The organism is Bacillus sp. FSL K6-1218 (genome assembly GCF_038006445.1).
Taxonomy (GTDB): domain Bacteria; phylum Bacillota; class Bacilli; order Bacillales; family Bacillaceae_G; genus Bacillus_A; species Bacillus_A thuringiensis_S.
The window spans coordinates 322,559-346,048 of record NZ_JBBOVE010000002.1 but is presented as its reverse complement, the minus strand read 5'-3'; the positions used below and the strand labels follow the sequence as shown (position 1 = coordinate 346,048).

Here is a 23,490-nt window from a genome sequence, read left to right as displayed (position 1 = left end):
ATGTACCACTATTCGGGTTCACTCCAGATAAGATGGGTTTTTTAATTTTTGTTCTAAGTTTGTTTGTTACAACCACTCGCATCTAATTCGACAGTGATAATCATCCACTCCCAATCTTCTACATTCTATATAACAAGAATCATTTTCCCAGGGAGGCCGAGTTACTAGTATTGAGTAAGGGTTATATTCATAGAGTGCTGTAGGTGTTTGTGAGGTCTGCATTGAGTATGGAATGGACAAGTAGCTAGGTCTTGGTGGGTATTTAGGGGCACAATGCATGTCACATTCATAAGAAGGGTATGAATAAGGTGGATTTTCGCATTTTTTCATACATTCATAATATTCAGGTGGATATTCATGTTGATATTGACGATAATACAAAGACAATCACTCCTTATCTTAAACTTAGTTTTTATAATACTATATTTGATTGTATACCTTTTAGCTGATTGTCTATTTATAATTGGGTGAGTGCCAGAGTAAGCGACCTCAAACCTTTCTTACATAGCCATATACTTACGAGATATTGAAGCAAATGAAACCATACCAATACATGATCTATTATGAAAAATGCAAAAGAAACGTATTCCATTTGCTGTATTATATGATAAATATGGCGGTACAGCTGGTTAGGTAACAATTGAAGAAATTTTAGGTGATATCCGTGATGAATATTATGGAGATGAGCTTTCACCGATTCAGCAAATGATTAAAGAACATGTTGTTGTAGAAGGTAAAGTACTTATTAGTGAATTAAATGATTTACTAGGATTACATATGAATGATAGTGATGTTGATACAATTGATTTGAGCATGATGTGGAAAAATTAAAGCAGCTCTACACTCTTCTGCTAAGTTTTAGGGGGGGCTAAATAAGTTTGCTTAACCAACATATCACTTGTGTAAAAAGGAACACGTACAATAAAACCCCGATTAAGTCCGGTAACGGAGGATCGGGGTTTTGAATTAATATTTATCATCAATGGACTGCATCTATGTTTAAGCCTGGCTCCCTATGACTGTTTTCAACGCATCGACCGAGGGCTGGAAATAATATTCTCCACCTGTAGGAATAACAAACTCCTTCATGATATCCATCGATTTGTTCGTCGTATACGTGAAAGTGCGGCCCCTATTTCCATCACCATTTTGTCCAATAATTGGGTCCTCTCCGGGTGGCGGGCAAATATCGACTGAGTTAGTACATTTAGAGCCAACAGGCAATTCTGGTGAATTGGCCCATCCCTTGGTCAGAAACTCAAATTGAAAATCGATTCTGGTCTGATAACACAAAAACATCAATCCCCGGTTACCATTTTCCATATCGTTATATGGAGGCATTGAAAGGTTCACGTTTAGTGGGCTGCCAAAAGGAATCCCGCGTCTGAGTATTCGTCGGGTCAGGCTGGAAAATTCACTTACTATATCTGTAATCGAGTCCCTTGGGTTAACCTTTCGGATATGTGCCGATATAGGGCACCGTCTGCCAAAAGAATCTTCTTTCGCTTGTGGGAAAGGGTCAGCGTAATTCAAGTTGGGGCTCAATTTTATATTGGGAGTATCAGATTCATATAAGAAATGGTTGTTTGCGTGATTATCTTCAGCTAACTCCTGGTTATCTGTTTCAGGAGAACGCATAAGCGGTGCCCCGCTTGGCCAACGCCCTACCATTTTCGTTCCCATAAGTGTCGGGCACATATTTAACTCTTGGGCCTTCTCTAATACAAATTCCCAAAAGCCTGCTACATCCTGGCGAAGTCTACGCACAACCAGAAAGGAACCGTTTTTTGCCCAAACAGGCACACCATATTTTATAGGCAAGTCTTCGTTCTCTACGGGAACTGGATCTAGAGATTGATCGTTTTGGCTGGGATATCCGAAAACGAACTCCCCTGGCCATACTAATTTTTCACCCGGCTCTGCATTAGTGAGAAATGCTTTATCTGATGGGTCAATCCAACGTTTGGTGAGCATATCTCCTGATGCAGTGGAGAAACGTCCCCTTACGGCTGGTTGTGAAATCCCGTCCCGAAAACCGAAATGTTCATGCCCTGGCAGGTCGTTACGATTTCTCCCAGCTTCTTCATAAACTAATTTCAAGCCGCTTTCGATGGTTGAATTCTTCTTTATCTCCTGCACCTTTTTATCGAGCTCCAACTCCGAGTCACTGGCAATAATGAGAAGAATCTCTGGGGAATTAGCGTCGCCTCCAATCACCCAGTTTTTAGGGTTCCCTTCCGAAGTTTGGTCCCTAGGGTCTCCAAGCTTTCCCGAACGCTTTTTCATTCCAAGTGCAAAAGGTCCATTTTTTGAAAAGTCCTTAAGTGATTCTTCCGAAACCAGTTTTTTTAGTCCAGCATATGAAAAGGCAATATTCATCCAAGTAGCAATTAAGCCAGTTGGTTCCGATCCTCTCCTGGCCCACATCATTTGATACAAACGATTGAACGTCACAACCTCTTGTGTGGTGGAAATCTGTGAACTGATGGACTGAATCCATTGTTTCGCCAAATTAGGGTCAACAATTTCGAAAAAGAGAAATTGCTGAAAGTCTTTGTTGAATCCACCCAAGATATTACCTTGAATCTGATTTACATGCAATAAAGGTTCTTGCTCTAGAGGGGCTACATTATTTTTATTGAGCTCTTCGTTTTCAAAGGGTGCCATAGCAACTTTCCTCCTTTTTACCTGATGACGCGCGTTGGTAATATTTCATTGTCTCCAGCGACAAGACCTGCGGGTCTAACCGCATCATCCGATGAACCAGGACATGTAAGCAACGGGTTTTGTATAGAATGATGCTTACTGGCTACTCCAGTCAATTTCATGGTAATACTTTCAGCAATTTGTCCACCAAATTCGATAGGGCGGCCATCGATTGTCATATCACCTACTTTGAAATTTGCAGATGCAGGAACTTCATATACGGCTCGTAAAACCTGTCCTTTCTGACCGCGCAAAATGGTCCAGTACTGAGCGGGATCACTACCATCAGGCGCTTCAAAACCGCTTGTATCTAAGTCGGAAATATAGAGACCTACGGGATCTTGCAGTGTAATCATCAATCCTTGCTGAGCCAATTTATTTACCTGAAATCCGATAGTCGGATCGCTGAATCGTTGAGCTTCACCGAAACGGGAGCAATTGATTAGAGCAGTTGGCTCATTAATCATTTCCCCATGAGCGTCCTTACGCAAAATTGTTGCGCGAGCTGCAATGTTAATTTCAGCAGATAAAGTGTTGTTTGGTTGGATTAGATGCATCGCGCCATGCGTGGTATTCCACTTGTTGTTAGGGTTATAGGTTCCATCTGGATTCAGGAGATCCGTCAAGCTTACGTCCTTGCTAATGTATTTTTGATACATTGCCAAGAGTACGTCTTTACTACCCTGAGCGCCTGCCGTTCTAGGACCACTATATCTTGTAGGATACCCATCCGCTAATGATTGCCAATACTCAGGTCCCTCACAAGTAAAGGTGACTCGTAACACTTTATTTTCTTGGTCTCTTTCTGTATGCCACTCGCAATACTCATCATGTTGCCGAATTCCATTAGGATTCAATTTTTCTGCCGCTGGCAGATATAAATCTGGATTGTTGTGATTACGGATTTGAATCACTCGTGGAAAGGCGTTCCAAGTAATGTCAAGCGTTTGCATGTCCGATGAAGTTTCAGTGATAGACGGATTATAGAATTGGGGTATACCTCCTAATGCCGCCAATTCCTGTTGAACGTCCTGGATGTTACTATTGAAAAAATCGGAGATGATTTCATGCCAAGCCTCAACCTGATTAGGGATAGAGTCAAAGTCCTTTAAGTTACCTGGAGAATGAAAACGTCTTACAATTGTCATTATGATTATTCCTCTCTTAATTGATTTTTATTGGTAAATAGTAGACGGATTTAAACATCTGATTCTGCTCAGATTCAGACGAAACTATTACATTAACAATTAGGATCCAGATTTTCACTACACCAGCATCCTCGAATGAGAAAGTTATTTTTCAGCTTTATGAATTTGATAAAGTCTTTCTGTTCCTGCAATAATATCTAGTGACAGGACATTCTTAATAAGGTTTGGAGAATTTGAAGGAAACATAATCGCTCATGGAACATTGGAATGAGCTAAACCTAATATATGTCCCATTTCGCGCAATGCAACAGTTCTACATCAAATGCGTTCGGAGAAGTCCCAATACTTCAAGTGTGCTCACTATTATCAAAACCTCCCAAAATATTATTGGAGTAGTGTCTTCTCACGACTTGAAGGCAATTCGTATCGCGTTCCCCATTTTTTAGAAATATCTTTCGTTTCAATATCAAATGCATAGGCTATCCGTTTCTCGTTCCAGGGACATAGTGCTGAAAAGTCTATTGCTGTAACCGCTAGTATATCGGGTACTCCGCATGTGGACTTTGTCATTAGCTCACGAGTCCGCTCAGTAAACGTCTTAGTTTCTGCTAATCCATAAAACCTTTGAAACTCGAAAATATTCTCAGATATTTAAAATTCTAATGCCTGAGAATCGTAGAGGTTTTTCCAAAGATAGCCCAAATAGCAGGGGAAGTCCTGAACATTTTTAAGATTCTTGCCACTCCTCCTCTATTTGTGGGTATCACTCTACCGTTTTGAGAAAAGGGCTTTTTAATTGGCGCATTTTCATTAGTCAAATTGAGAGGGTTTGAATGGTTTATCATTTTAAAAAATCTCCAACCCAAAGTGTAGTATTAACTATTATTTAGGTTTTTATTACAGAAAGAATTAAATCTATGTGACCACTAAAAGATTAAAAACCCATCCATTTAAATTGGATAATAATCGATATAATCGTTAGAGTATAGTTTTTACTTTGATATGCATAAATATCGTAAATAATAGGAGAATCTAAACGGTTTGGCAAATTTGCTTTAACTAAAAAAATCGATGGGGTAATCAACATGTTTACAGATTATAAATGCTACATAGAGATTTATTCCTAGGCTTTTTGCAGCAGGAAGAAAAAATAATCTACATAAAATTTGTAGAGAGGGAGGCTTTTCTATAATGGGTTCAAATGAAGGATTTGATCCTATTTTGTAAGGAGAAGAGTTTCCTATTTCATTTCCGTGTTTACGTGAAGATATAAGTCAAATTGCATTAGAAGGAGCCGAAATTTATGCATTTACACATTTTTTATTTGTTATGAATAAAGAACGGAAATTTGCGTTTTATGGAGTAAATAATACCGGTGTGAAAAAAATATACAGTTGGATAGATGTGATAACGAGCACCTAGATGAGAGGCTTAAGAATAAAAATCAGGTAGGAGACTGGTTATATGCAGGAGGCCAGGCGGACTTGTGGGATAGGGGTTACCTTGTTAGAAGAGAGGATGTAGACTGTGGAAACCTAGATGAAGCAGAGAAAACAAATTGTAATTCATTTTGCTTTGCAAATATTACTCCTCATCATAAGGAATTTCAGCATACAAAATGGGGCGATATAGAAAATTGTATTATTTAGTAAAAGCAAGAGTAGAAACAAGAAATTTTTAATTTTTATACTCCCTATCTTTTCAGTAAATGATAGGGAGTACTGTGGATACCAAAAACCTTTAGGTTGTGGAATTAAGATACCAGCTGGTTTTTGGAAAGTAGGTTTTTATATTAATCTTCATTCAGTAGCATTCAAAATAATGCAGGATGATTACTGGATAGATAACCTGGAGGAGGAAAGTCGGTCTTCTACAAAATATCACTAGTTAGAAAGAATGGATGTAGTAACAATATACCAAGTTCCTTTAACAACTATAAATGCAGTTACAGGAATAATATTTGATGAACATTTTTATGAGACGAATCCTCCACGTTATCATGCTAACATTAATACTAAAAGAGCCAACATTGTTACTCCTAAAGCACACATAATTCGAAAGAAAACAGATTTAATATTAGAGTAGTTTGAAAATAACAATCATTAATTTTTCTAATCTATAGTTGATATTTTTTCCATTAATCACTGTTGTAAAAAGGGGAAAAGACTTTTGATAAATATAAAAACGTAGAAATAATTAATTTCTACGTTTTTATTTGTACGTAAATTATTTGTTTGTTTGTTGTTCGTATGTTTCACGTCGATTTTTAATTTTTTGTAATACACTATCTAGAACATTACGCTCAGCCAATGTTTGATAAAGGTCATTCTGTACTTCTGCAGCTTCTTTGTTTTCGTCTTGACTACTTAGGAATTCACTGAATGTTACCATATATTCATTATAATCCTTATGAGAAAGTGTTTTAGCTGCTATCTGTTTGTGCTCAGTTAAAGCAGAAGTAAACTGTTTACGTGCCTCGTCTGGTTGGGCAGGTATTATTTTGATTGCACCTCTTTTATTTGAGTCTTCTGTAAAGTTAAGGAATTTATAATCAAATGCCAATGGTTTAGCAAGAGCTATATGAGCGTGAAGGGCAACTGAATGATCACGAAGTTTTTCGGTTACCTCACGAAGGATGTTGTTCCCTTTTTCAAGAAAATGACTACCGTCAAATGTAAGTATACGGCCAACTTCTTCAGAGAAAAAGTCTTGAGCAAGAAATTCCTGATCGTATCCAGAAGGTGGAAAAACACGAAGTCTTAAGTTGTTTGATACGATATTATTGCCGTTTATTTGCAAGGATACTTGAATATTATAGTATCCTGGTTCGTCAATTAGCCAGCCATTTTTTCCTACAGAAGCGAAAACGGTTTCGTAAAATGATTCTCCAGGCATAATTACTTTATTCTCTAGCTTCCAACAATATTGAGCATAAGGTAGTAACTGACGTCCTTGTTTTCCTTGTTTTTTTACAATTACAGACATTCCACTTAAATCGGATAAAATATGTTTTTTTGTTAACTGAGGTTCACCAGAGGTATTGGTTAATTTAATTTCAAAAACTACAGGCTCTAAGAATTGAAACACAGGTGTTTTACGGTTAACTCTCAACTCAAGATTAAAAGATGGGTTAATAGAATCGTTAGATTGCTCAAAACCATGATTTATTCCAAAGTTAACATTACCCATTTGTACGAAATGCTCAGGTGCATGGCGCATAAACAATAGTTCTTGATCACTAAAACGATACTCAAATTCTTTAAAGAACTTCTGTATGTTACCATCGTGGTTACCATCAAAATCGTCAGGATAATTCATAAAACTTAAAGCTTTTGGTTCTGGAATAAGAGGACGCCCCAATGGTTCCCAAGGATTACCTAGGTGTTTTTGCCAAGAATGCATAAGGTTAAAAGCGTGCCCCATTTCATGACAAGCAGTCCAAAAACGATTTCGTTGTATCCAAGCTTCAGGGTTTGGATCACCTTGAGGTGGATTAGAGATAAAAGAATTATTAAAGATTGCCGTCCCTTGACGATGATTTGGACCTATACTATCAAACATAATACCGCCAAGACCATGGCCTCTTTCAGCTTCCGAATTTGCAAAGAATGTCCACATGGACCACTGTGGCTTATTATCAAAGTGTGACCAATAAACTTGCATGGCATCATGTAATTCTTGATTACTCCATTTTCTGTTTGTTCCTGCATGGTCTCGCGTAACGATATTATTACCTTCAGATAACTTTACATCAAATCCAGTTCGTTTAAAAACTTCCGTAATTGACAAAGTTTCATCCGGCAAAAATGCTGGCTTGTCTGGATGGGAGTGTGTTCGATAAGTTGTGACAGGAGTTGTACCTTCTTCTGCATCAAATTCAAATTCCACAGAGTGGAAGTAAGGAGATTGAAATCGGAAAGTTCTAGTTCTGTCCGTTTCCCCCCCAATTAGAAACGTGACTTCTGCGGTATGCTGCACAGAAAATGAACCGCGTGTTACCTGTATTTTTACATTTGTGTAAGGAAATGATTGTACTCCGTCAAGGAATTTATTTCGAATATTGCCTGTCCAAGTATTTGGTCCATTATTTGTTAATTTGGCAATCCAGTGAATTGGAGATGAAAGATTTGAAATAATAGTGCCACTAGCTACCATCTGAGGATAGCGTCCATCTACATCGAGGCGAAGTTCCTCGCGAATTTGCTGTGCATTCCATGCATATAAACCGCTGATTGGTGGAGCAATAGCGGTATTTGAGGCTTCTTCTCCTAAATTAGAAGGGTTAACTTTTGATAACAATTGCTCTGGTTCAATAGAGTTGTTAGATTCCATGTTCATTACCTCCATAACTATTAATATTTGTACTTTTTCCTAAATCTCAAGAGTGATAAAACATGAGAAGAATCAGCTGAAATAAATAAACTATTTATACTGCCTTTCCAAACATAATGCTTATGTTATAGAAAATGATATTTTTTATAACAGTAAATTTATTCCTATCTTGATAAAGAGGCCTGCTATGCTTATTAGGTTTAAAACATAACAATATAATTACATTGTTGTTAAATGTAATAACGATTAACATCGTAATCTCACATTTTAAATGAAGTTTTATATATGTATATATTAATTATTTAGATGGGTATAAACATTAAAAGTAGGTGATTATATATGTTGATAGTTCTTATCAACCAGTATTGGAGGAAAAATGATGCCGGATACAAAACTGTATATTATTCGCCATGGTAGGGCGGAAGGAAATAAAATAAATTCACCATTACATTCTGATGGGGAAATTCAAGCAAAAAGATTATCGGATTTTTTATTACAAAGAAACATCACAAACGTTAACCAGTTAATTTCCAGTCCTTTTTTGCGTGCTAAACAAACAGCAAAAGTTATTTCCGAAAAATTACATTTAGAGTGTTCAATTGAAGATAGGTTAAGAGAAATAGATTTAGATGAGATAAATGATAATGAACATTTAGCAGAAAAGATAAAAGAACAATTTGAAGATTTTAGCTTAAAACTCATAGGAAAAGAGTCTAACCAGGATGTTATGGATCGATTAGGTACGTTGAAAGACGATTTATTACTAAGAGGGGGAACCTTTCTTTTAGTTACACATAGTGTTGCAATGACACTGTTACTTCGTCATTTTGACAGTAGCAGATTTGGATTTGAGCAATGGGGAAAATTAACACATCCAGATGTTTATTTGGTAACTTTAACAAATAATAATATTAATATAGAAGATATTTGGAATTGAACATGCGTATAAAAACAAATCTACTTTTAACCACAATATTATGTCGCGAAATAGATGAAGAATTCTCGGCAATTATAGAACAGTGCGTACAGCTGAGTGGTTATAATTTAGATATTCGTTATCCTTATTTTTAAGCAAAAAGTATATATTAATAAATTATAGTGGAGGGGTTTTATGTCTCGACAATTAATTGTAATAGCTAAAAAAGATGTTAGTTTAGATCGATTAAAAGAAGAATCTATTTCTTCTAGTGATAGCAGAAATGATTCTTTGATGAGCATGTTAGCATCAGAAGAAGTTCAAATACAACCGCTTTTTAATGTAGAACAGATACAACCAGCGAGTACATTTTCATTAGGGAGTGACGAGGAAACGCCTGATTTGTCCAAATATTACAGAGTTAGTGCACCTGATGAGAAATTAGAAGAGATTGTTGAGCAATTACGGAATTCTAATATGGTAGAGGATGCTTATATTAAACCTGCTCCGGAACTTGCAAGAATAGCTGCAGAACCAATGCCAGATGTTGCTCCCCCAGCTACGCCAGATTTTAGTATTAGACAAGGATATCTAGATGCAGCTCCTGTTGGAGTTGATGCGCGACACGCTTGGAGGTTTCCTGGTGGAAAAGGTAATGGAGTAAAGATAGTAGACATTGAAGGTGCATGGAAATTTTCGCATGAGGATTTGAGAGAAAATCAAGGTGGGGTTATCGGAGGAACTCCTAGTTCGGAAATAGCCTGGAGAAATCATGGAACAGCAGTAATTGGTGAAATTAGTGGTGATGAAAATGCGTTGGGTATTACAGGAATTAGTCCAAATGCAAAAATACATGCAATTTCTATTTTTGGACAAGGACAAACTTCATCTACTGCAATTGTACAAGCTACAAATGCTTTAAATCCTGGAGATATTATTCTTATTGAACTACATGGACCTGGTCCACGATTTAATTTCCAGGATAGACTTGATCAAAAAGGATATATTGCTATTGAATGGTGGCAGGATGATTTTGATGCGATTCGTTTAGCAACAGCTAAAGGAATTATTGTGGTAGAAGCTGCAGGAAATGGAGCAGAGAATTTAGATGATACCATATACGAAAATCGATTTAATCGTACCCATAGAGATTCAGGTGCTATCTTAGTAGGAGCTGGAGCACCACCCCCAGGTACACATGGTAGAAATCATGGTGCTGACCGTTCTAGGCTTGATTTTTCAAATTATGGATCTATAGTTGATACGCAAGGTTGGGGAAGAGAAGTAACTACAACTGGTGGTTTTCGAAAATCTGAAGGAGATTTACAAGGTGGAGGGAATGAAGACGTTTGGTATACAGATCAATTCAGTGGAACGTCTAGTGCTTCACCGATTATAGTAGGAACAGTTGCTTGTCTTCAAGGAATTGTAAAAGCTCGCGGACAAGCTGCACTTAAACCTTCACGCATAAGAGAGTTACTTAGAAACTCTGGTTCTCCACAACAAGATGAATCAACAAGACCTAGAACACAGCGTATTGGGAAACGACCAGACTTAAAACAATTGATTGATATGTTGTAATCGGAATATTTCAACGATAAAGAACTAATATCTCTATTTTAATTAAATAAGATATCAGTTCTTTATTATTACTTTAACAAGTAATTACGTAGGTGGGAGATGAATTGGCATCAGGCAAGGAATGGCAGGAAGCCCTCTTAATCGTTCGAATTGAAGTGAATGGTTTGGAATATATTTTTGTGGGAGGGACATAATACTTGTGATAAATCTTGTTTGGAGGTCAAATAATGAAAAATCTAGATGGTACAAAGAAAAATTTAGTCACAGGTAAACCAGATATAAGTAATCTTAAAAATTGTATTGAAGATGTTAGAAAAGCAGCATTAACCAATGTTAATGGACCAGAGGATCCAACTAATTACCATGAACTACGTGGGAGATTAGAAACTTTACGAGATAAGTTGCCTCCTTTGTACCGTGATACAATGTATAAACCTTTTATCAAAACACTCGATGAATTGGGACAAGAAGGGTTTACTAGGATATTATTGAGGGACCCAAAAAGAGAAAAAAAAGCAGGTTTAATGCTAGACATTGCTCAGGCCATTCTTCAGCATGGCGAAGGGTATAAACCTAATGCTACAGGGGCTTTTCAAGAATTAGTAAGTGATCTTTATGATGGTTTTTTGAGCTTAGAAGATAGAGCAGGAGTTAAACCACCAGATTTGAGTATTATTCCGCCACTTGTTAAATGGGGAAATCCAAAGGCTGGCCCATATACTTGGCCAGTAGATGCAACTTCTATTTTTGGGGTGGAGGTAGCTGTTGTTAATCTCCCGCCAGTTAATGCGACACAAGGTCTTTTGGCTTGGTCAAGTATAGGACATGAAACAGGCGGTCATGACATATTACATGCTGATACTGGATTACTGGCTGAGTTAGCTGAAAGTGTAAGAACAGAGTTGGAGGAACAAAATTTTGGACATGATTTATCTGAATATTGGGCTTCCCGTATTGATGAAACTGCGTCTGATGTTTTAGGTATATTGAATTTAGGTCCTGCGGCAGCGATAGGTTTAGTCGGTTATTTTCGTGGTTTAAATGCGGCCTTTACAAGACAAGCTATCCTTAGAAATGAGGGACCTGATCAAGATCCTCATCCAGCTGATATATTAAGAGGGTATTTAGGAGCGTATGCTGTAGGGTTGCTTGAATTTGATCAAGCGAAAGAATGGGAGAAGATAATTGAAACTGAAGTAGATAAAGATCTCTCAGAGATTCAACTAGAGGGAATAGCAATAAGTAATGATGAGGCTAAGAAATCAGCTCAAATTGTTGCTTCTACTATAGTGAAGAGAAAATTAATTAGTCTGGAAAATCATAGTTTAAATCAGATTCAAAACTGGAAAAATAAAGATGAGTTAATTGTTGCTCAGTTACGCTCTTCATTAAATACATTGGGTTCGTTGCCTGAAGAATACAAATCAGGAATTTATGCGGCTCATATAGTTGCTGCTGCTGTTACAGCCGCTATTGCTAAAGATGGAGATGTTGCTGTGATTTTTGATAGGATGATTACGTCGTTAAAAGCAATGCATGATTCTAATCCTTCTTGGGGACCTTTATTTGTGTTACACCCTGGAGATATTGTACGACACTTACTTTATCGTAATTAACGTCAATACGTAATATATTGGTGAATCATACCCCAGATAGTGCAAACATCAAATAAATTGCCTATCTGGGGTTTTTATATGGATTTGTATCTTATCCTTCGCTAAAACAATGTAAAAGATAAATAGAAAATAAGTTATCTTTTTTATAATGAAAGTCACTAGAAACAACTAGTAAAGAATCTACACAGATTTCTTTTCAGAATAACTTTTGCATATAATTGGAAAGGGCAAATTAAAATTATGCCTAATTCGTTGGTAGAAAGTCTATGAACAGTCTGAAAAAGAACACCTCTTCGAAGAACTGCATGGGAAAGGACGTACAAGTCGTCCTCATTCTAATTTAATTGTTATTTGGAAAAAACTAAAGAAAGCGGAAATTCATATTGTATTTAGGGAAAAGGATCTCCAATTTTAAAAAGTTAGAGGAAATCGAAAAGGAGGTATTGAAAAAGAAACGCTAATCACATTATGAAAATATATACCGGTAATACAAAAAATATCGATTTAATTCTCAATAAAAAGCTATTATTTCTGTATACGAAATTGTGGATGAAATAGGTATTTATAGTAGTTTCATAAAAGTGAGGCTCGTTAAAATGAATGCATTAAGTGATAAAAAAGAATGTAAATGAACTTGAAAAATCATTTGAAGAAACAATAAAAATGTGATACGCAATTCATTAAACTGGCATTAAATTATTTGGAAACAAGAAGGGAGTCAAAATAAATTAAATATCAAGCGTACTAATCATGCACGAATATAACTTAATGACGGAGGAATTCTTTAGGAATCAACATGAATGTATGGAAAAAGTCATATAAGAATATACGATATGTAAAAATCTAGGGGGAAACGATGGCGGAAATTGCAAGAGTGATTAGGGGACATACTTTATATGTAGTTAAGTTGTTAGATTCAAACAATCGATGTCATAAAGAGGACACTGTTTAGATAAGCTTGAATAAAGTCTTTTTCAGCTATATGAGAGATAAATTCGCATATAAAATCGTTAAGCATTCCTGTACATTCAAATTAGAATTGAATTTATAAAGGTACATATAGTCACTATTGTTATTAAAAGATATAAAAAGAGAGGACTCCGGTATAATATTGGAGCCATCTCTTCCATATTTAATTTTTAAAAAGCTCTTATTATGTTGTCAATTTTATTGAGATAGTTCAAATGTATAAGGTGAATATTTGTCTTTGCGATTAAAAAAATTTATAGTTTGAAGTTTTATACATAATAAAAATGCTATATGGCAGAATAACCATACAAGGTTTTTTGAGTTAGAAAACTTTTTTGTTTTACATAGTATTTTATTTGGAACGAATCCCTTATAAATAAAGCTAAATGATTCTTATTTATAAATAGGGAAAAAAGTTCGCATAGATCTTTTACCAAAAGAATATAGTGCCAAATCGTATTCTTGATTATTTATCTCAATAGTATTATGTTCACTAAGAGTATCGGCAAAACGTGCAACTCCTAAAGCTAATAATCCTTCTGGGCTAAGGCCTATAAAAAAACCACCCTTTTTCTTAAAGAGTAAAACGTTATTAATATGATCATCTGAAGCTTCTAATGTATAACCAAAAGTAATAACATCAGGAACGGTATTCTTATCTTTTGGTCCTAAATAGACTATTTTATCATTTGACCCAGTTTGATCTTCAAGATAATATTTATACCAGAAGTGATATCCATTTAGGCTACTACCTTCTTTCTTTTCTTCTCCAATAAACACATGTTCAAATCCACTTAGGCTAATACCAGAACCACTATCGAACTGTAGAAACCAAATGTTATGCAAATAAGTATACCACTGCTCGTCAGATAAATTTGTACCCTTCCTAGACTCAACAAAAGTCCTACAAATCTTCATAGGTTCAGATTGTATAGCATGTTTTAATAATGCATCTACTTCTTGTTGTTCTTCAACCGTATTGTCTTCTCTTAAATGTGGATCTAAGTAGAAATTATTAAATAATTTTTCGACCAAATCATATGAATTTTTCTTATTTTCAGGGATAACTACCTCTTTTAATAACATATGATTTTGTTTTTCTTCTTTCCCCCTAACCTTAGTAGGTTCAACTAGAACGAATCCTTTTTGAATATCTACATCTTCTTTATTGAAAGTGGCTTTGATGCCATTTCCACGCATATCTGCATCCCATATTTCTTGATAAATGTTTGACATTCATTCATCTCTCCTTATAATTATTGAATTGTTCATTCAAGATATATAGTTTGTTAATTCCTTTTTTTTATACTAAGTATAAAAAAAGGAATTAATTCTAAACGTATTAATAGTAACTACAGAAGGAATAGGATGGATTTGAGTTAATATTTGGATGAGAAAAGTTGAATCTAAGCTACTTCTTTACCCTGATTTTCAATTACTTGTGGGGCATCTATATCCTACAATATATTGAAATAGTGCTAAAGTTGCTTGTCTAATATGGCATATTGTGTGAAAGATTCTGTTAAAAAGTTTTTTTAAAGATAGAGAGTTAGGATGGGGGATAGATGAATTCTATACAATTGTAAGCAATCTCTGTAATTTATTGTAAGTTTAAAAAGAAGTTTGGCCGCAAGAGTTACGGGGCAAGGATGAGGTATAAAATGTACCGGTTAAGGGGTGATTCTTAAATAACTCTTAGATTTAAACGACTTTATATTTATATTTTTGAGTACACTGAAATAATGCTTATTGAACTGAATGGCAGGGTAATAAAATCCTTTTAGAGAAATATGGTTTAATAAATTATTACTAAAAAGGAAGGATGATCTTATATGATAAGAATTAATAGTAAAAAACAGGGGATTGATAATGGTATGTTTAGTTTGTATAAATGCCTAATACAATAAAGTGTTAAGTATTTAATACACGTTAAATAAGGACTGGATGAGGGTTATAATGAAAAGAAAAAGAACCCTATAGGGTTCTTTTTCAAGGCATATTAACAGTAAGGAGAATCATGAAATGCTACTTCAAATCTTTATTAGGGGAAAGATTTTGAATAAGCTTAACATACATCTATTTTTACATATATGTAATATATAGTAAATTGATAATGTTTAGACTTTCTATTACCAATATTCAATTAAGATAGTTAACACTATGTGTATAGTGTTAACTGGCATTTAGTATAGTATACATTTAGAAAACTGATATTAGATTTCATTTGTTAAAAAAGCTAATAGCTATATTATTTCAAATTCTAACTAACATTTAAACGATTTATTTGAAATTGGTTGTGTATTAACTCTTAAAAGCCAATAAAAGTAAATAAAATAAACAAAGACCCTGTAAAAATACAGGGTTAAGGGAACGCATAGTTTCTTAGAATCATAATAGCATATATTTTTTGTATAACTGCATGAGGATTTTGACAAAATTAAGAACAAGACAGAAAATCTGTAAGAAAGCAAATATAGTGCTGGAAATGTGATTTGAAATTAAGCTATTGGTATATTGAAGTAGATGAAAACTCTTGAGTACCATGATTAAATTTCCTTTAAATATGAGGTTTATATTAGAGGGATAATTGGATCTTACTGAAAAGGAAAAATGTTTTTTAGATTAAAAGAAGAAAAGAAACCTTCTTGGTGTCTTTTCTTTAGGTAAACAGTTCATATATTGCTGAATTAGATACGAAATCATAATTCGACTATGAAGTAAATCTTAACATAATCTGAACTGATAAAATATGTTATATTACATTTTTAGTTTTTAATTATTTTATTGAATACATATTAGCTACGGAAATAAAAAGGGCATGCAGTCGTATCTGCAGCCCTTTTTAGGAGGAATTCAAGACACCAGAAGGACACGTATTGGTAAACAGGTTCAAAAATAGTATATGTGAAAAGAAAATGTCCTATACCAAAAGTAGACAGGACCTTATCTTTTTTACATTTTCAAAAATGAAATTCCGTCCTTTTTGAAATCATTACAGCACACATTTGGTTTGTAATGAAATTAGAAGAAGGATACATGAAAATGGCAGACAACTATTTTGTTGCCTGCCGGTGCCAGTGGGTTGAATGAGTTAGTCAATGCAATAAATTACTATCCCATTACCAGAAGAGTGAAGCCGCTAGTCTAAATGGCTTATACATAGTTTTCCGAATAAAGAAAAAAATTATGAGTGAAAATTTTGTTTGCTCTATATGAAAAGATAAATAGATATTCATCAGACAAGGATAATTTAGCATACCTTGAATAGGGTGTAGGAACGAATTAAAGAAAAGGATATTTGTTTAGGAGGGGACTGACTCAGGAGTGGGACTTTCGGACAGGATTTGGAGAGCGGTGGTTGCCTTTGGTATTGCGACTAATAGCGTTGCTTGTATAATGGCAGTATACATTCAAAAATATGAGCTAATGATAGATCATCTTACAAATATTTTATTTTTAATAATTATCTCTTTAACGTTTATAAAGATGAAAATTAACAAATGGGTGGCTTTAGGGTTTACATTGGTTGTGATAGAGAAAGGTGTTAAGGCGGGATATGATTTCTACACACATGATTATTATGGTGTCAGTTGGAGTTTAGCTATCATTGTCTATTGCATATACGAGATGAATAAGTATCATATTGAAATAAATGAATAGCCGCAACCATAACGTGTTAGTAGGCGGAATTTTTTTAAAAATACTATAAAAAAGACACTACAAGAGTGTCTTTTTTTTGAAAATACTCTATAATTAACTTTGGGGAAGGTAATGTTAGAGTATTTGTTTAGCATTATTTTTATATTTGATAAACCATGAAATCGAAAGATTTTGTGGTTTATTTTATGAACAATAGATATTACAGTATTGGCAGTAAGCTACTGATCATTATAAGCATTAAGAGAGAAGGGATTAAAAGTCTAACATCGAATAACGGTTCCGGAATATAGTGTTGCGAAATGATCTCCCATATCCCAAACGGTACTTGCCTGTATATAGCCCTTAAAGCCTTCTGAAGAATAATAAATCTCTTTTGGTATACTTTCTTTAGTTTGGAAATGTGCTTTAGAGTACTTTACATAATGGTTTTTAATAACTTTTGATTCGGGAACAATAGTGTTTTTTTGTTCCAATGTTGGCCTAGCACTAGAAGGTGGTATGAATTTTACAGTGTCTTGGTAATTAGAATCTAAGGTGTCAGCTTGTACACTGTGCGACGAAACAAAGGTACTTAAGCTACTTCCCGCGATTAAAGTTGTAAATGCTAACTTTGAGAATTTTGTTAATCTACTCATTCTATATTCTCCTTTTTATTATTTTGTAAGGTATCTCCTTACACCTCACAGTCTATATCCACTACAAAAGGGTGTACATACATATTGATAGACAAAATTCTACAAAATACGTCATGTTTTTGGGGTTGTGTATAATAATCCAATGTTTAAGAATTTATCAGAAGTAAAAAAGTAGGTCTTATATAAAAGAGAATGAATAATTTATACAGGGAATGTATATAAAATTATTGTTTAAATATTCTAAAACGAGTTGATAAAGATGTGGAATTGTTTTTTAGAAAATAAATGATTCAAAATTTAAAATTTGGAAGTTTAATTAAGGAAATACAAGCAGAAGTACATGAGACTGTAAAAGCTATGAATGAAGTAGGAGTAGAAGTACAGTCGGGAATTAAGGTTGCGAATGATATAAAACAATGTTTTTATGAGATTTCAAAATCTGCAAATGATATTGTATCAAAAGTGCATGGTATGGTAGAACTATCAAATAAAATGACAACTGATGCAATGAAAGTCGATACATCGATTGATCAAATAGCTATGGCTGTAAAAGAGAATTCTTCAAGTATGCAAACGATAGCTGGTTCATCTCAGGAACAACATGCTTCTATGGAAGAGATAAATTCTTCAGCAATACAATTAGCACAGATTGCGGAAGAACTTCAAGAGTTAATTGGTGGATTTAAGATTTAAGTTGAGATTCTAGAAGAGGATGCTAGAACTTTGTTACAGAGTGGAAATGAAAAATCTTATAACATAGTAAATAAGTATAATATGTACTCTCTATATGTATTGAACAGGCAGATAAGCCATTTTAAAAACCCTCCATTTGGAGGGTTTTTAAATACATTTACATTAAATTTGTTGTGGTGCACCATCATAATCGTTAACACTATATGAAGGAGCAGGATAATGTCCATGAGTAGCAAGCTGATCTGTATTAGAAAGCTGAGAAATACCCAACGTTAACACCCCAATGAAAGCAATGCCAGATAATAATAAGCTAATTTTTTTCATTATTTTAACACTCCTTTTTCAATTAATTTTCGTCTTGCTTGATAACAAATATGGAAATAGTCACTTACCTTTTGGTGGTTCTCTAATTGTCTACATTTTGTGGCAAATAATTCAGCGTATTCGACAACATATTCCCATAGCTCTTCTTTCTCAAAGTATAAGATTCCTTCTTGTATGATTTTTTCTAATTCTTCCAATGGAATGTTTTCATTTAATCTTTTTAAAATAAAGAAGTGATATATATACTCTTTGTTATGGATTTCTCTGCAGATTTTTAATCCCTTAACAATCAGTTTGCTAGCCGTCGATTGTTCTCCTAATTTATAATGTTCCTTAGCTTGTAGGAAGATAGCCTTGAAGTGTGTAGGGATTTTCTCTGTTACTTCTGAAAGGTGACGAATCGCTAAAGTAGACATACTTTGATCAGAATACAGCCACCCCATAGTACTTTTTACGTATAACAAGGAATCTTCTTCCTTATTTTTTTGTAGTAAATCAATTGCACATTGTAGATATTCTTCAGCTTGTTCGTACTGTTTTAAATAGATGCAGCAACCACCTAACAAACTATTACAAAAGGCTGATTTTACTTCATAACCATCATACTTTGAAAATATTGCTCTCGATTTATTTGCGTATTCGATAGAAGCGAGCATGTTATAGGTATGGTGATAAAAAGTAGCAATTCTATAGTAGAATTCAGCGTGTTCAATTTCATCTGGTATGTCTACTAATATCTTTTCAGCCAGTTTATAATGTTCCTCTGCCTCAGTATAATTTGATATAAAAGTGGAGTGAATGGATTTAAAAAAATGATAATAGAAGCGTAGGAAATGGTCTGTAGGCATATCATAGTCGCTGATGGCATCAAAGCTATTTTGTTGAATACCAAGGCTATCTGTTAAGACAGTGTAACGAAATTCAAGTAGTGAGTAATATAGTAATAAATTTTGATCTTGATGCTCTTGATTCGGTTCAATGCTTAACTGATTAATTTTTTCATCAATTTTCTTTTTTAGATTAGTAGCTTTTATAACTTGTTGAGATAGCATAGATCGATACCAGTCGTTCAATAGAGAGGTTAACTGCTCATTTCCTTTTACTGAGACACTCATAATATACGCCCCCATCTTATAGAAATATCCTAATCCAATTTAATTGTAACTATCATAGCAAAATAGAAGAAAAAATGGTATGATTTTACAACTTTTTCAAGAAAATTCAGAAAATAATCAATTATTGTCGAATGTACTTATAATTTAAATTATCTGCTCGGTATAAGTCATCAATCCAATGTGAAATAATACACAAAAATGTTGATATGTATTTATTGTAGCTAGGTACATAGAACTAAAACTAAGATATTCTTATGAACTTAAAAAGCCGAAATTCCTTAACTTGGGAATTCTTCACTTCTAAACGGTGTAGTTCAATTGTGACGTACCTCACACCATCAATTCATTAATAAATTTACAATTAGAATATCAATTGTTGGGAGGGTTAATCTTGATTAAGCGTGATTTTCATAAAAATTCTCTTATTTTAATATAGGAGTTAACAAGAGCGTGTCGATTAAAGTGTCTGCATTGTCGTGCAGAAGCACAGTATCATTGTCATCTTATTGAGCTAACATTTGAAGAAGGAAAAAAATTAATTGATGATATATATGAAATGGACAATCCAATGCTTTATTTACGGGGGAGGGAGATTCATAAATGTGTCCAGATGTATATGATTTTTCAGAATATGCAGTAAAAAAGAATAGGAGGAAGGACACCTTCATGATGCAATACATATTACGCTAGGTAATCTATTTGAGAAGATAGATTCTATACCGAAAGATTGTCCAATAGTTTTACAATGTCGAACTGGTTTGCGTTCCGCTATAGCAGCTAGCATCTTACAAAAAGCTGGTATAAAGGAAGTAGTTAATTTAAAAGGCGGATTTCTTGAGTGGAAAAAGTTTGGATTACCATACGAGAATGAATTTTTATCTAGTAATTCATTAAATTAGATATTTATCTTATTAATAAATTATTTATGTTATTACAATTATAATAAACATTGGGTAATAAAACCAGTCTTGTAGTATATTGTATATCTTATTAATATTTATATATTCTTGTTAAATATTATAGGATTGGGTGATGATATTGATGAAAACAATTAAATCTATAACATGTATGTCAGTTTTATTATTCATTTTTACATTATTTTTACCAAAAAATTTAGCATTCGCAGAAGAGATGGATAAGGTTTGGGATCCAGAGAAAGGGACTATTTCTGGTTATATCTGGTTTGATGAAAATGAGGATGGTTGGATTGATCCTGAGGAACAAACAATTGCACCAGAAATAGGTGAAATAAAGTTATATTTAGTTAATGAAAATGAAGAAATAGTTGAGGAAAAAATAGTTTCTAGATTACAAAATGGGCAAGCTCATTACTATTTTGAGGTAGAAGAAGGCAAATATAAAATACGAGCTGAGTTTACTGAAAAGGGAAAATATCAGCTTACTAGGGATGGAGGAGATTCATTTTTCAATTCTACAACAAACGAAACAAGATATTATCAAATTATGAAGTCATATAATATAGATAGTATACAGTTGGGATATAAAAAAGCATCTTAAGCCTATCTAAAGTAAGGAAAAAAGCTAAAGATGATAGTAATGAGATTGGATTTCAATTTTAAGTGGGGCAAGCGCCCCTCTTTTTTTATGTAGCGAATTTGTTGATTTTGGACGTTTAGATCGTGAACAGAGCTTTAATGTTTTATCTTCGATCGACCATTGTAATAGAATCTTGTACGATTACAGCATCAGAACTTTGTGTTCTCCAGTTCTTTAAATTAGAGACTTGTACTTTATTTCATCATTAGATTAATCTCACAGAACGAGAAAATGTAATGTGCTCTTATTTGAGATTATTATTAATAATTTCATGTACCGTAATTAATATTAATAATCTCAAAAACTACAACTAGGAGAATAAGTTAAAGAATCTCTTTATTAGATAAAAGAAGAGAAAGACGATACCGAAAAAAGTTTAAAAAGGTGCATTTTTGCTGGATAACAAGTGTTCAGATTTTCAAAAACCTGTTTAGTATAGTAGAGCCTTTACTATAAATGAAGAAGCCCTAGAGCTTCTTGTGTTCGTAAATCTCACACGGTTTTATAAATAGAAAAGAACGTATTCAAGATAACACATGAATGTTTCATAAATGTATCAAAAAAGTGAACAAAATATTTGAGGTAGTCAGCGCAATTAACTAACGGCTTGTTGAAAAAAGAAATCCTGCAGAAAATATTACAGGGCTGGATAAGATTGAGTTATGTCGTACTCAAAAGGGATTTTAACGTGAATTTAAAGATGAATAAATTGGTAAATTTGTCTAGGTTTTTCAAGAGCTATTATTTTAGCAAAAACGCTATTTAGAATGTAATTTTAAGAGCATTTCGGGAAGTGTTCTTCTAAAACAACTATTTACTCTAAAAAGAAAGGATGCAATATATCATTTGAACTACGGCTTTTTCTAAACGATGTGAAAGCGAGGGTAGTTCATTGGATTAGTATTTCTCAATAACAACAGCTATACATTCCATTTACATTTATTGTATGTAAGGCGTATGCTAGATTTAGTTGTAATAAATGGAAGGGAGCTGTATTTTTGAACAGAAAAGTTTTTACTTCAGTTTTACTATCGTCACTTTTGTTTTTAGGAGTAACTGGTTCAGGGGGAGTAGAGGCTTCTATGATTACACAAATAAAGTATAAACAAGGAGGGGCGAAGTACATATATACAAATGCACCTGAAGATGTATACGATAATCCAAATATGGGATCAAACTTTGAGGCTGGTAAGTATGCTTACTACACAAATGAAAGAATATTAGAAGCAAATCAAGCGTATAGTGCTGAATTTTTTAATCGAAATTATACTGGAGGTAAATTGAAATTTGGATATGCTATACACAATGAAGGTCACCAACCGCAAACTATAAGAATTAAAAATAGTGCTGTAAATGCAGCATATCCGGTTAGTTCTGATGGTTCATGGGATATAATGGGCATTACATCTAGTACTATAGTTCAATATGGAAATAGTAACAATGATCAAGTTATTACTATCCCAGCAGATGGACATGTATTTATATTAGAAAAAGATGTAGAAGATACTTTTGCAGTTAATGGAAAAATTAAGTTTATTCCGAACGTAAAATTAACCCTACGTCAATTTGTTTCAAAGAAAAAACCAGATGGACAGTTCTCTAGCCCATCAGAAATTTTTGATCCTATAAAAACAACACAGGTTAAAAATTATAATAAAACTACTTCAACTGCTAATTATAATTACGATGAAAGGTATGCTGTTATTGATAATGTAACAACAAGTACCTTTTATGTAGGTTCAAAGACAAGTAAAGCCTATCCTCAACCTCGTGTTGGTATTAATGAATACGAAGCACCTATATGGTATCTAGAAAATTCTAACCCGACGCTTGAAGGAAACTATGGAATTGTTTATGATTTTCAATTTAAAAATGCGGCAGGAAAGAAAATTAGAATTAAGCCTGAAATTATATCAGAAAATGATAAGTCAACCGATCCAGAGAAATTCCCGCCACTAGCATTTTTTTCACAAGTAACGTACTGGACTTCAGGAACTTGGAAAAGTACAACCAAATTAACTAAACCTGATCAATATCATTATATAACTATTCCAGCAGATCAACATGTGAAATTTATATTACCAGGTGGTAATAATGGCAATAACCTTTTTGAAATTATAGAATAATGTTTTGGAAGTTAGAATTAAATAAATAGACAGAGTCATATTGTTGATGCCAATTCAAATGAAAATGTAAGAGAATAAAGAATCGTCAGTTGCTTTTTAAAAGCGCTGACGA

Annotated in this window: 16 protein-coding genes and 4 pseudogenes; 12 read left to right on the top strand and 8 right to left on the bottom strand. The window is 33.9% G+C overall.

Features of this window, described 5'->3' with window-relative positions:
- Positions 1–492: 492 nt before the first annotated feature.
- Positions 493–828, top strand: a pseudogene (locus MHI26_RS29790) (hypothetical protein); the annotation flags it as partial.
- 171 nt (positions 829–999) lie between these two features.
- Here MHI26_RS29790 and MHI26_RS29785 read toward each other — a convergent pair.
- From MHI26_RS29785 to MHI26_RS29775, 3 genes are all read right to left on the bottom strand, one after another.
- Entirely contained in the window at positions 1,000–2,667 is a 1,668-nt protein-coding gene (locus MHI26_RS29785; RefSeq protein ID WP_061667174.1) for a Dyp-type peroxidase, read from the bottom strand.
- 17 nt (positions 2,668–2,684) lie between these two features.
- Positions 2,685–3,854 (bottom strand): hypothetical protein, encoded by a 1,170-nt coding sequence (locus tag MHI26_RS29780; RefSeq protein ID WP_061667175.1) that lies wholly within the window; start codon positions 3,852–3,854, stop codon positions 2,685–2,687.
- Between the two features lie 384 nt (positions 3,855–4,238).
- Entirely contained in the window at positions 4,239–4,424 is a 186-nt protein-coding gene (locus MHI26_RS29775) for a hypothetical protein (protein WP_142308569.1), read from the bottom strand.
- 824 nt (positions 4,425–5,248) lie between these two features.
- Here MHI26_RS29775 and MHI26_RS31665 point away from each other — a divergent pair.
- Together MHI26_RS31665 and MHI26_RS29770 are read left to right on the top strand one after the other, a co-directional pair.
- Positions 5,249–5,503: a DNA/RNA non-specific endonuclease gene (locus MHI26_RS31665; RefSeq protein ID WP_061667177.1), complete on the top strand. Its 255-nt coding sequence runs from the start codon at positions 5,249–5,251 to the stop codon at positions 5,501–5,503.
- A gap of 247 nt (positions 5,504–5,750) precedes the next feature.
- Positions 5,751–5,939 (top strand): hypothetical protein, encoded by a 189-nt coding sequence (locus tag MHI26_RS29770; RefSeq protein ID WP_190322703.1) that lies wholly within the window; start codon positions 5,751–5,753, stop codon positions 5,937–5,939.
- A 141-nt stretch (positions 5,940–6,080) separates the two neighbouring features.
- Here MHI26_RS29770 and MHI26_RS29765 read toward each other — a convergent pair whose 3' ends face one another.
- A complete protein-coding gene (locus MHI26_RS29765; RefSeq protein WP_061667178.1) occupies positions 6,081–8,186 on the bottom strand; it encodes a hypothetical protein in 2,106 nt (701 codons plus the stop codon).
- A gap of 379 nt (positions 8,187–8,565) precedes the next feature.
- Between MHI26_RS29765 and MHI26_RS29760 the strand changes: the two genes are divergently transcribed.
- The 3 genes from MHI26_RS29760 (at position 8,566) to MHI26_RS29750 (ending at position 12,299) form a co-directional block, all read left to right on the top strand.
- Positions 8,566–9,123 (top strand): histidine phosphatase family protein, encoded by a 558-nt coding sequence (locus MHI26_RS29760; RefSeq protein WP_061667179.1) that lies wholly within the window; start codon positions 8,566–8,568, stop codon positions 9,121–9,123.
- A gap of 174 nt (positions 9,124–9,297) precedes the next feature.
- Positions 9,298–10,683 (top strand): S8 family peptidase, encoded by a 1,386-nt coding sequence (locus tag MHI26_RS29755; protein ID WP_061667180.1) that lies wholly within the window; start codon positions 9,298–9,300, stop codon positions 10,681–10,683.
- Between the two features lie 227 nt (positions 10,684–10,910).
- Positions 10,911–12,299, top strand: coding sequence for a hypothetical protein (locus MHI26_RS29750; protein ID WP_061667181.1), 1,389 nt, complete (start codon positions 10,911–10,913; stop codon positions 12,297–12,299).
- 1,362 nt (positions 12,300–13,661) lie between these two features.
- Here the strand turns inward: MHI26_RS29750 and MHI26_RS29745 are convergent.
- On the bottom strand, positions 13,662–14,504 hold the full coding sequence (locus MHI26_RS29745) for a hypothetical protein (RefSeq protein WP_061667182.1): 843 nt from the start codon (positions 14,502–14,504) through the stop codon (positions 13,662–13,664).
- Positions 14,505–16,592: 2,088 nt separating this feature from the next.
- Here MHI26_RS29745 and MHI26_RS29740 point away from each other — a divergent pair.
- Positions 16,593–16,928, top strand: a complete 336-nt coding sequence (locus MHI26_RS29740; RefSeq protein ID WP_061667183.1) for a hypothetical protein — start codon at positions 16,593–16,595, stop codon at positions 16,926–16,928.
- Positions 16,929–17,188: 260 nt separating this feature from the next.
- On the opposite strand, the gene MHI26_RS29735 is transcribed toward MHI26_RS29740, so the two are convergent.
- Entirely contained in the window at positions 17,189–17,563 is a 375-nt protein-coding gene (locus tag MHI26_RS29735) for a hypothetical protein (RefSeq protein WP_098438271.1), read from the bottom strand.
- A 294-nt stretch (positions 17,564–17,857) separates the two neighbouring features.
- On the opposite strand from MHI26_RS29735, the pseudogene MHI26_RS29730 reads away from it, so the two are divergent.
- Positions 17,858–18,256 (top strand): annotated as a pseudogene (locus MHI26_RS29730) (chemotaxis protein); the annotation flags it as partial.
- A 162-nt stretch (positions 18,257–18,418) separates the two neighbouring features.
- Here the strand turns inward: MHI26_RS29730 and MHI26_RS29725 are convergent.
- A complete protein-coding gene (locus MHI26_RS29725) occupies positions 18,419–18,580 on the bottom strand; it encodes a hypothetical protein (protein ID WP_061666035.1) in 162 nt (53 codons plus the stop codon).
- Positions 18,580–19,695: a response regulator aspartate phosphatase gene (locus MHI26_RS29720; protein WP_340809276.1), complete on the bottom strand. Its 1,116-nt coding sequence runs from the start codon at positions 19,693–19,695 to the stop codon at positions 18,580–18,582. Before MHI26_RS29720 ends, MHI26_RS29725 begins: the two co-directional genes overlap by 1 nt.
- A gap of 376 nt (positions 19,696–20,071) precedes the next feature.
- On the opposite strand from MHI26_RS29720, the pseudogene MHI26_RS29715 reads away from it, so the two are divergent.
- From MHI26_RS29715 to MHI26_RS29700, 4 genes and pseudogenes are all read left to right on the top strand, one after another.
- Positions 20,072–20,349 (top strand): annotated as a pseudogene (locus tag MHI26_RS29715) (radical SAM/SPASM domain-containing protein); the annotation flags it as partial.
- Positions 20,346–20,594 (top strand): annotated as a pseudogene (locus MHI26_RS29710) (rhodanese-like domain-containing protein); the annotation flags it as partial. The pseudogenes MHI26_RS29715 and MHI26_RS29710, both read left to right, overlap by 4 nt.
- A gap of 142 nt (positions 20,595–20,736) precedes the next feature.
- The gene (locus tag MHI26_RS29705; protein WP_061668085.1) at positions 20,737–21,213 is read left to right on the top strand and encodes an SdrD B-like domain-containing protein; all 477 of its coding nucleotides are present in this window, start codon (positions 20,737–20,739) and stop codon (positions 21,211–21,213) included.
- Between the two features lie 1,037 nt (positions 21,214–22,250).
- A complete protein-coding gene (locus MHI26_RS29700) occupies positions 22,251–23,378 on the top strand; it encodes a hypothetical protein (protein ID WP_061668084.1) in 1,128 nt (375 codons plus the stop codon).
- The last annotated feature ends 112 nt before the right edge of the window (positions 23,379–23,490 follow it).

Coding starts and splice junctions, on each gene's coding strand:
- MHI26_RS29735 (WP_098438271.1), bottom strand. CDS start 17,563: ATGAGTAGATTAACAAAATTCTCAAAGTTAGCATTTACAACTTTAATC.
- MHI26_RS29775 (WP_142308569.1), bottom strand. CDS start 4,424: ATGACAAAGTCCACATGCGGAGTACCCGATATACTAGCGGTTACAGCA.
- MHI26_RS29780 (WP_061667175.1), bottom strand. CDS start 3,854: ATGACAATTGTAAGACGTTTTCATTCTCCAGGTAACTTAAAGGACTTT.
- MHI26_RS29720 (WP_340809276.1), bottom strand. CDS start 19,695: ATGAGTGTCTCAGTAAAAGGAAATGAGCAGTTAACCTCTCTATTGAAC.
- MHI26_RS29725 (WP_061666035.1), bottom strand. CDS start 18,580: ATGAAAAAAATTAGCTTATTATTATCTGGCATTGCTTTCATTGGGGTG.
- MHI26_RS29760 (WP_061667179.1), top strand. CDS start 8,566: ATGCCGGATACAAAACTGTATATTATTCGCCATGGTAGGGCGGAAGGA.
- MHI26_RS29770 (WP_190322703.1), top strand. CDS start 5,751: ATGGATGTAGTAACAATATACCAAGTTCCTTTAACAACTATAAATGCA.
- MHI26_RS29785 (WP_061667174.1), bottom strand. CDS start 2,667: ATGGCACCCTTTGAAAACGAAGAGCTCAATAAAAATAATGTAGCCCCT.
- MHI26_RS29765 (WP_061667178.1), bottom strand. CDS start 8,186: ATGGAATCTAACAACTCTATTGAACCAGAGCAATTGTTATCAAAAGTT.
- MHI26_RS29745 (WP_061667182.1), bottom strand. CDS start 14,504: ATGTCAAACATTTATCAAGAAATATGGGATGCAGATATGCGTGGAAAT.
- MHI26_RS29750 (WP_061667181.1), top strand. CDS start 10,911: ATGAAAAATCTAGATGGTACAAAGAAAAATTTAGTCACAGGTAAACCA.
- MHI26_RS29705 (WP_061668085.1), top strand. CDS start 20,737: ATGAAAACAATTAAATCTATAACATGTATGTCAGTTTTATTATTCATT.
- MHI26_RS29755 (WP_061667180.1), top strand. CDS start 9,298: ATGTCTCGACAATTAATTGTAATAGCTAAAAAAGATGTTAGTTTAGAT.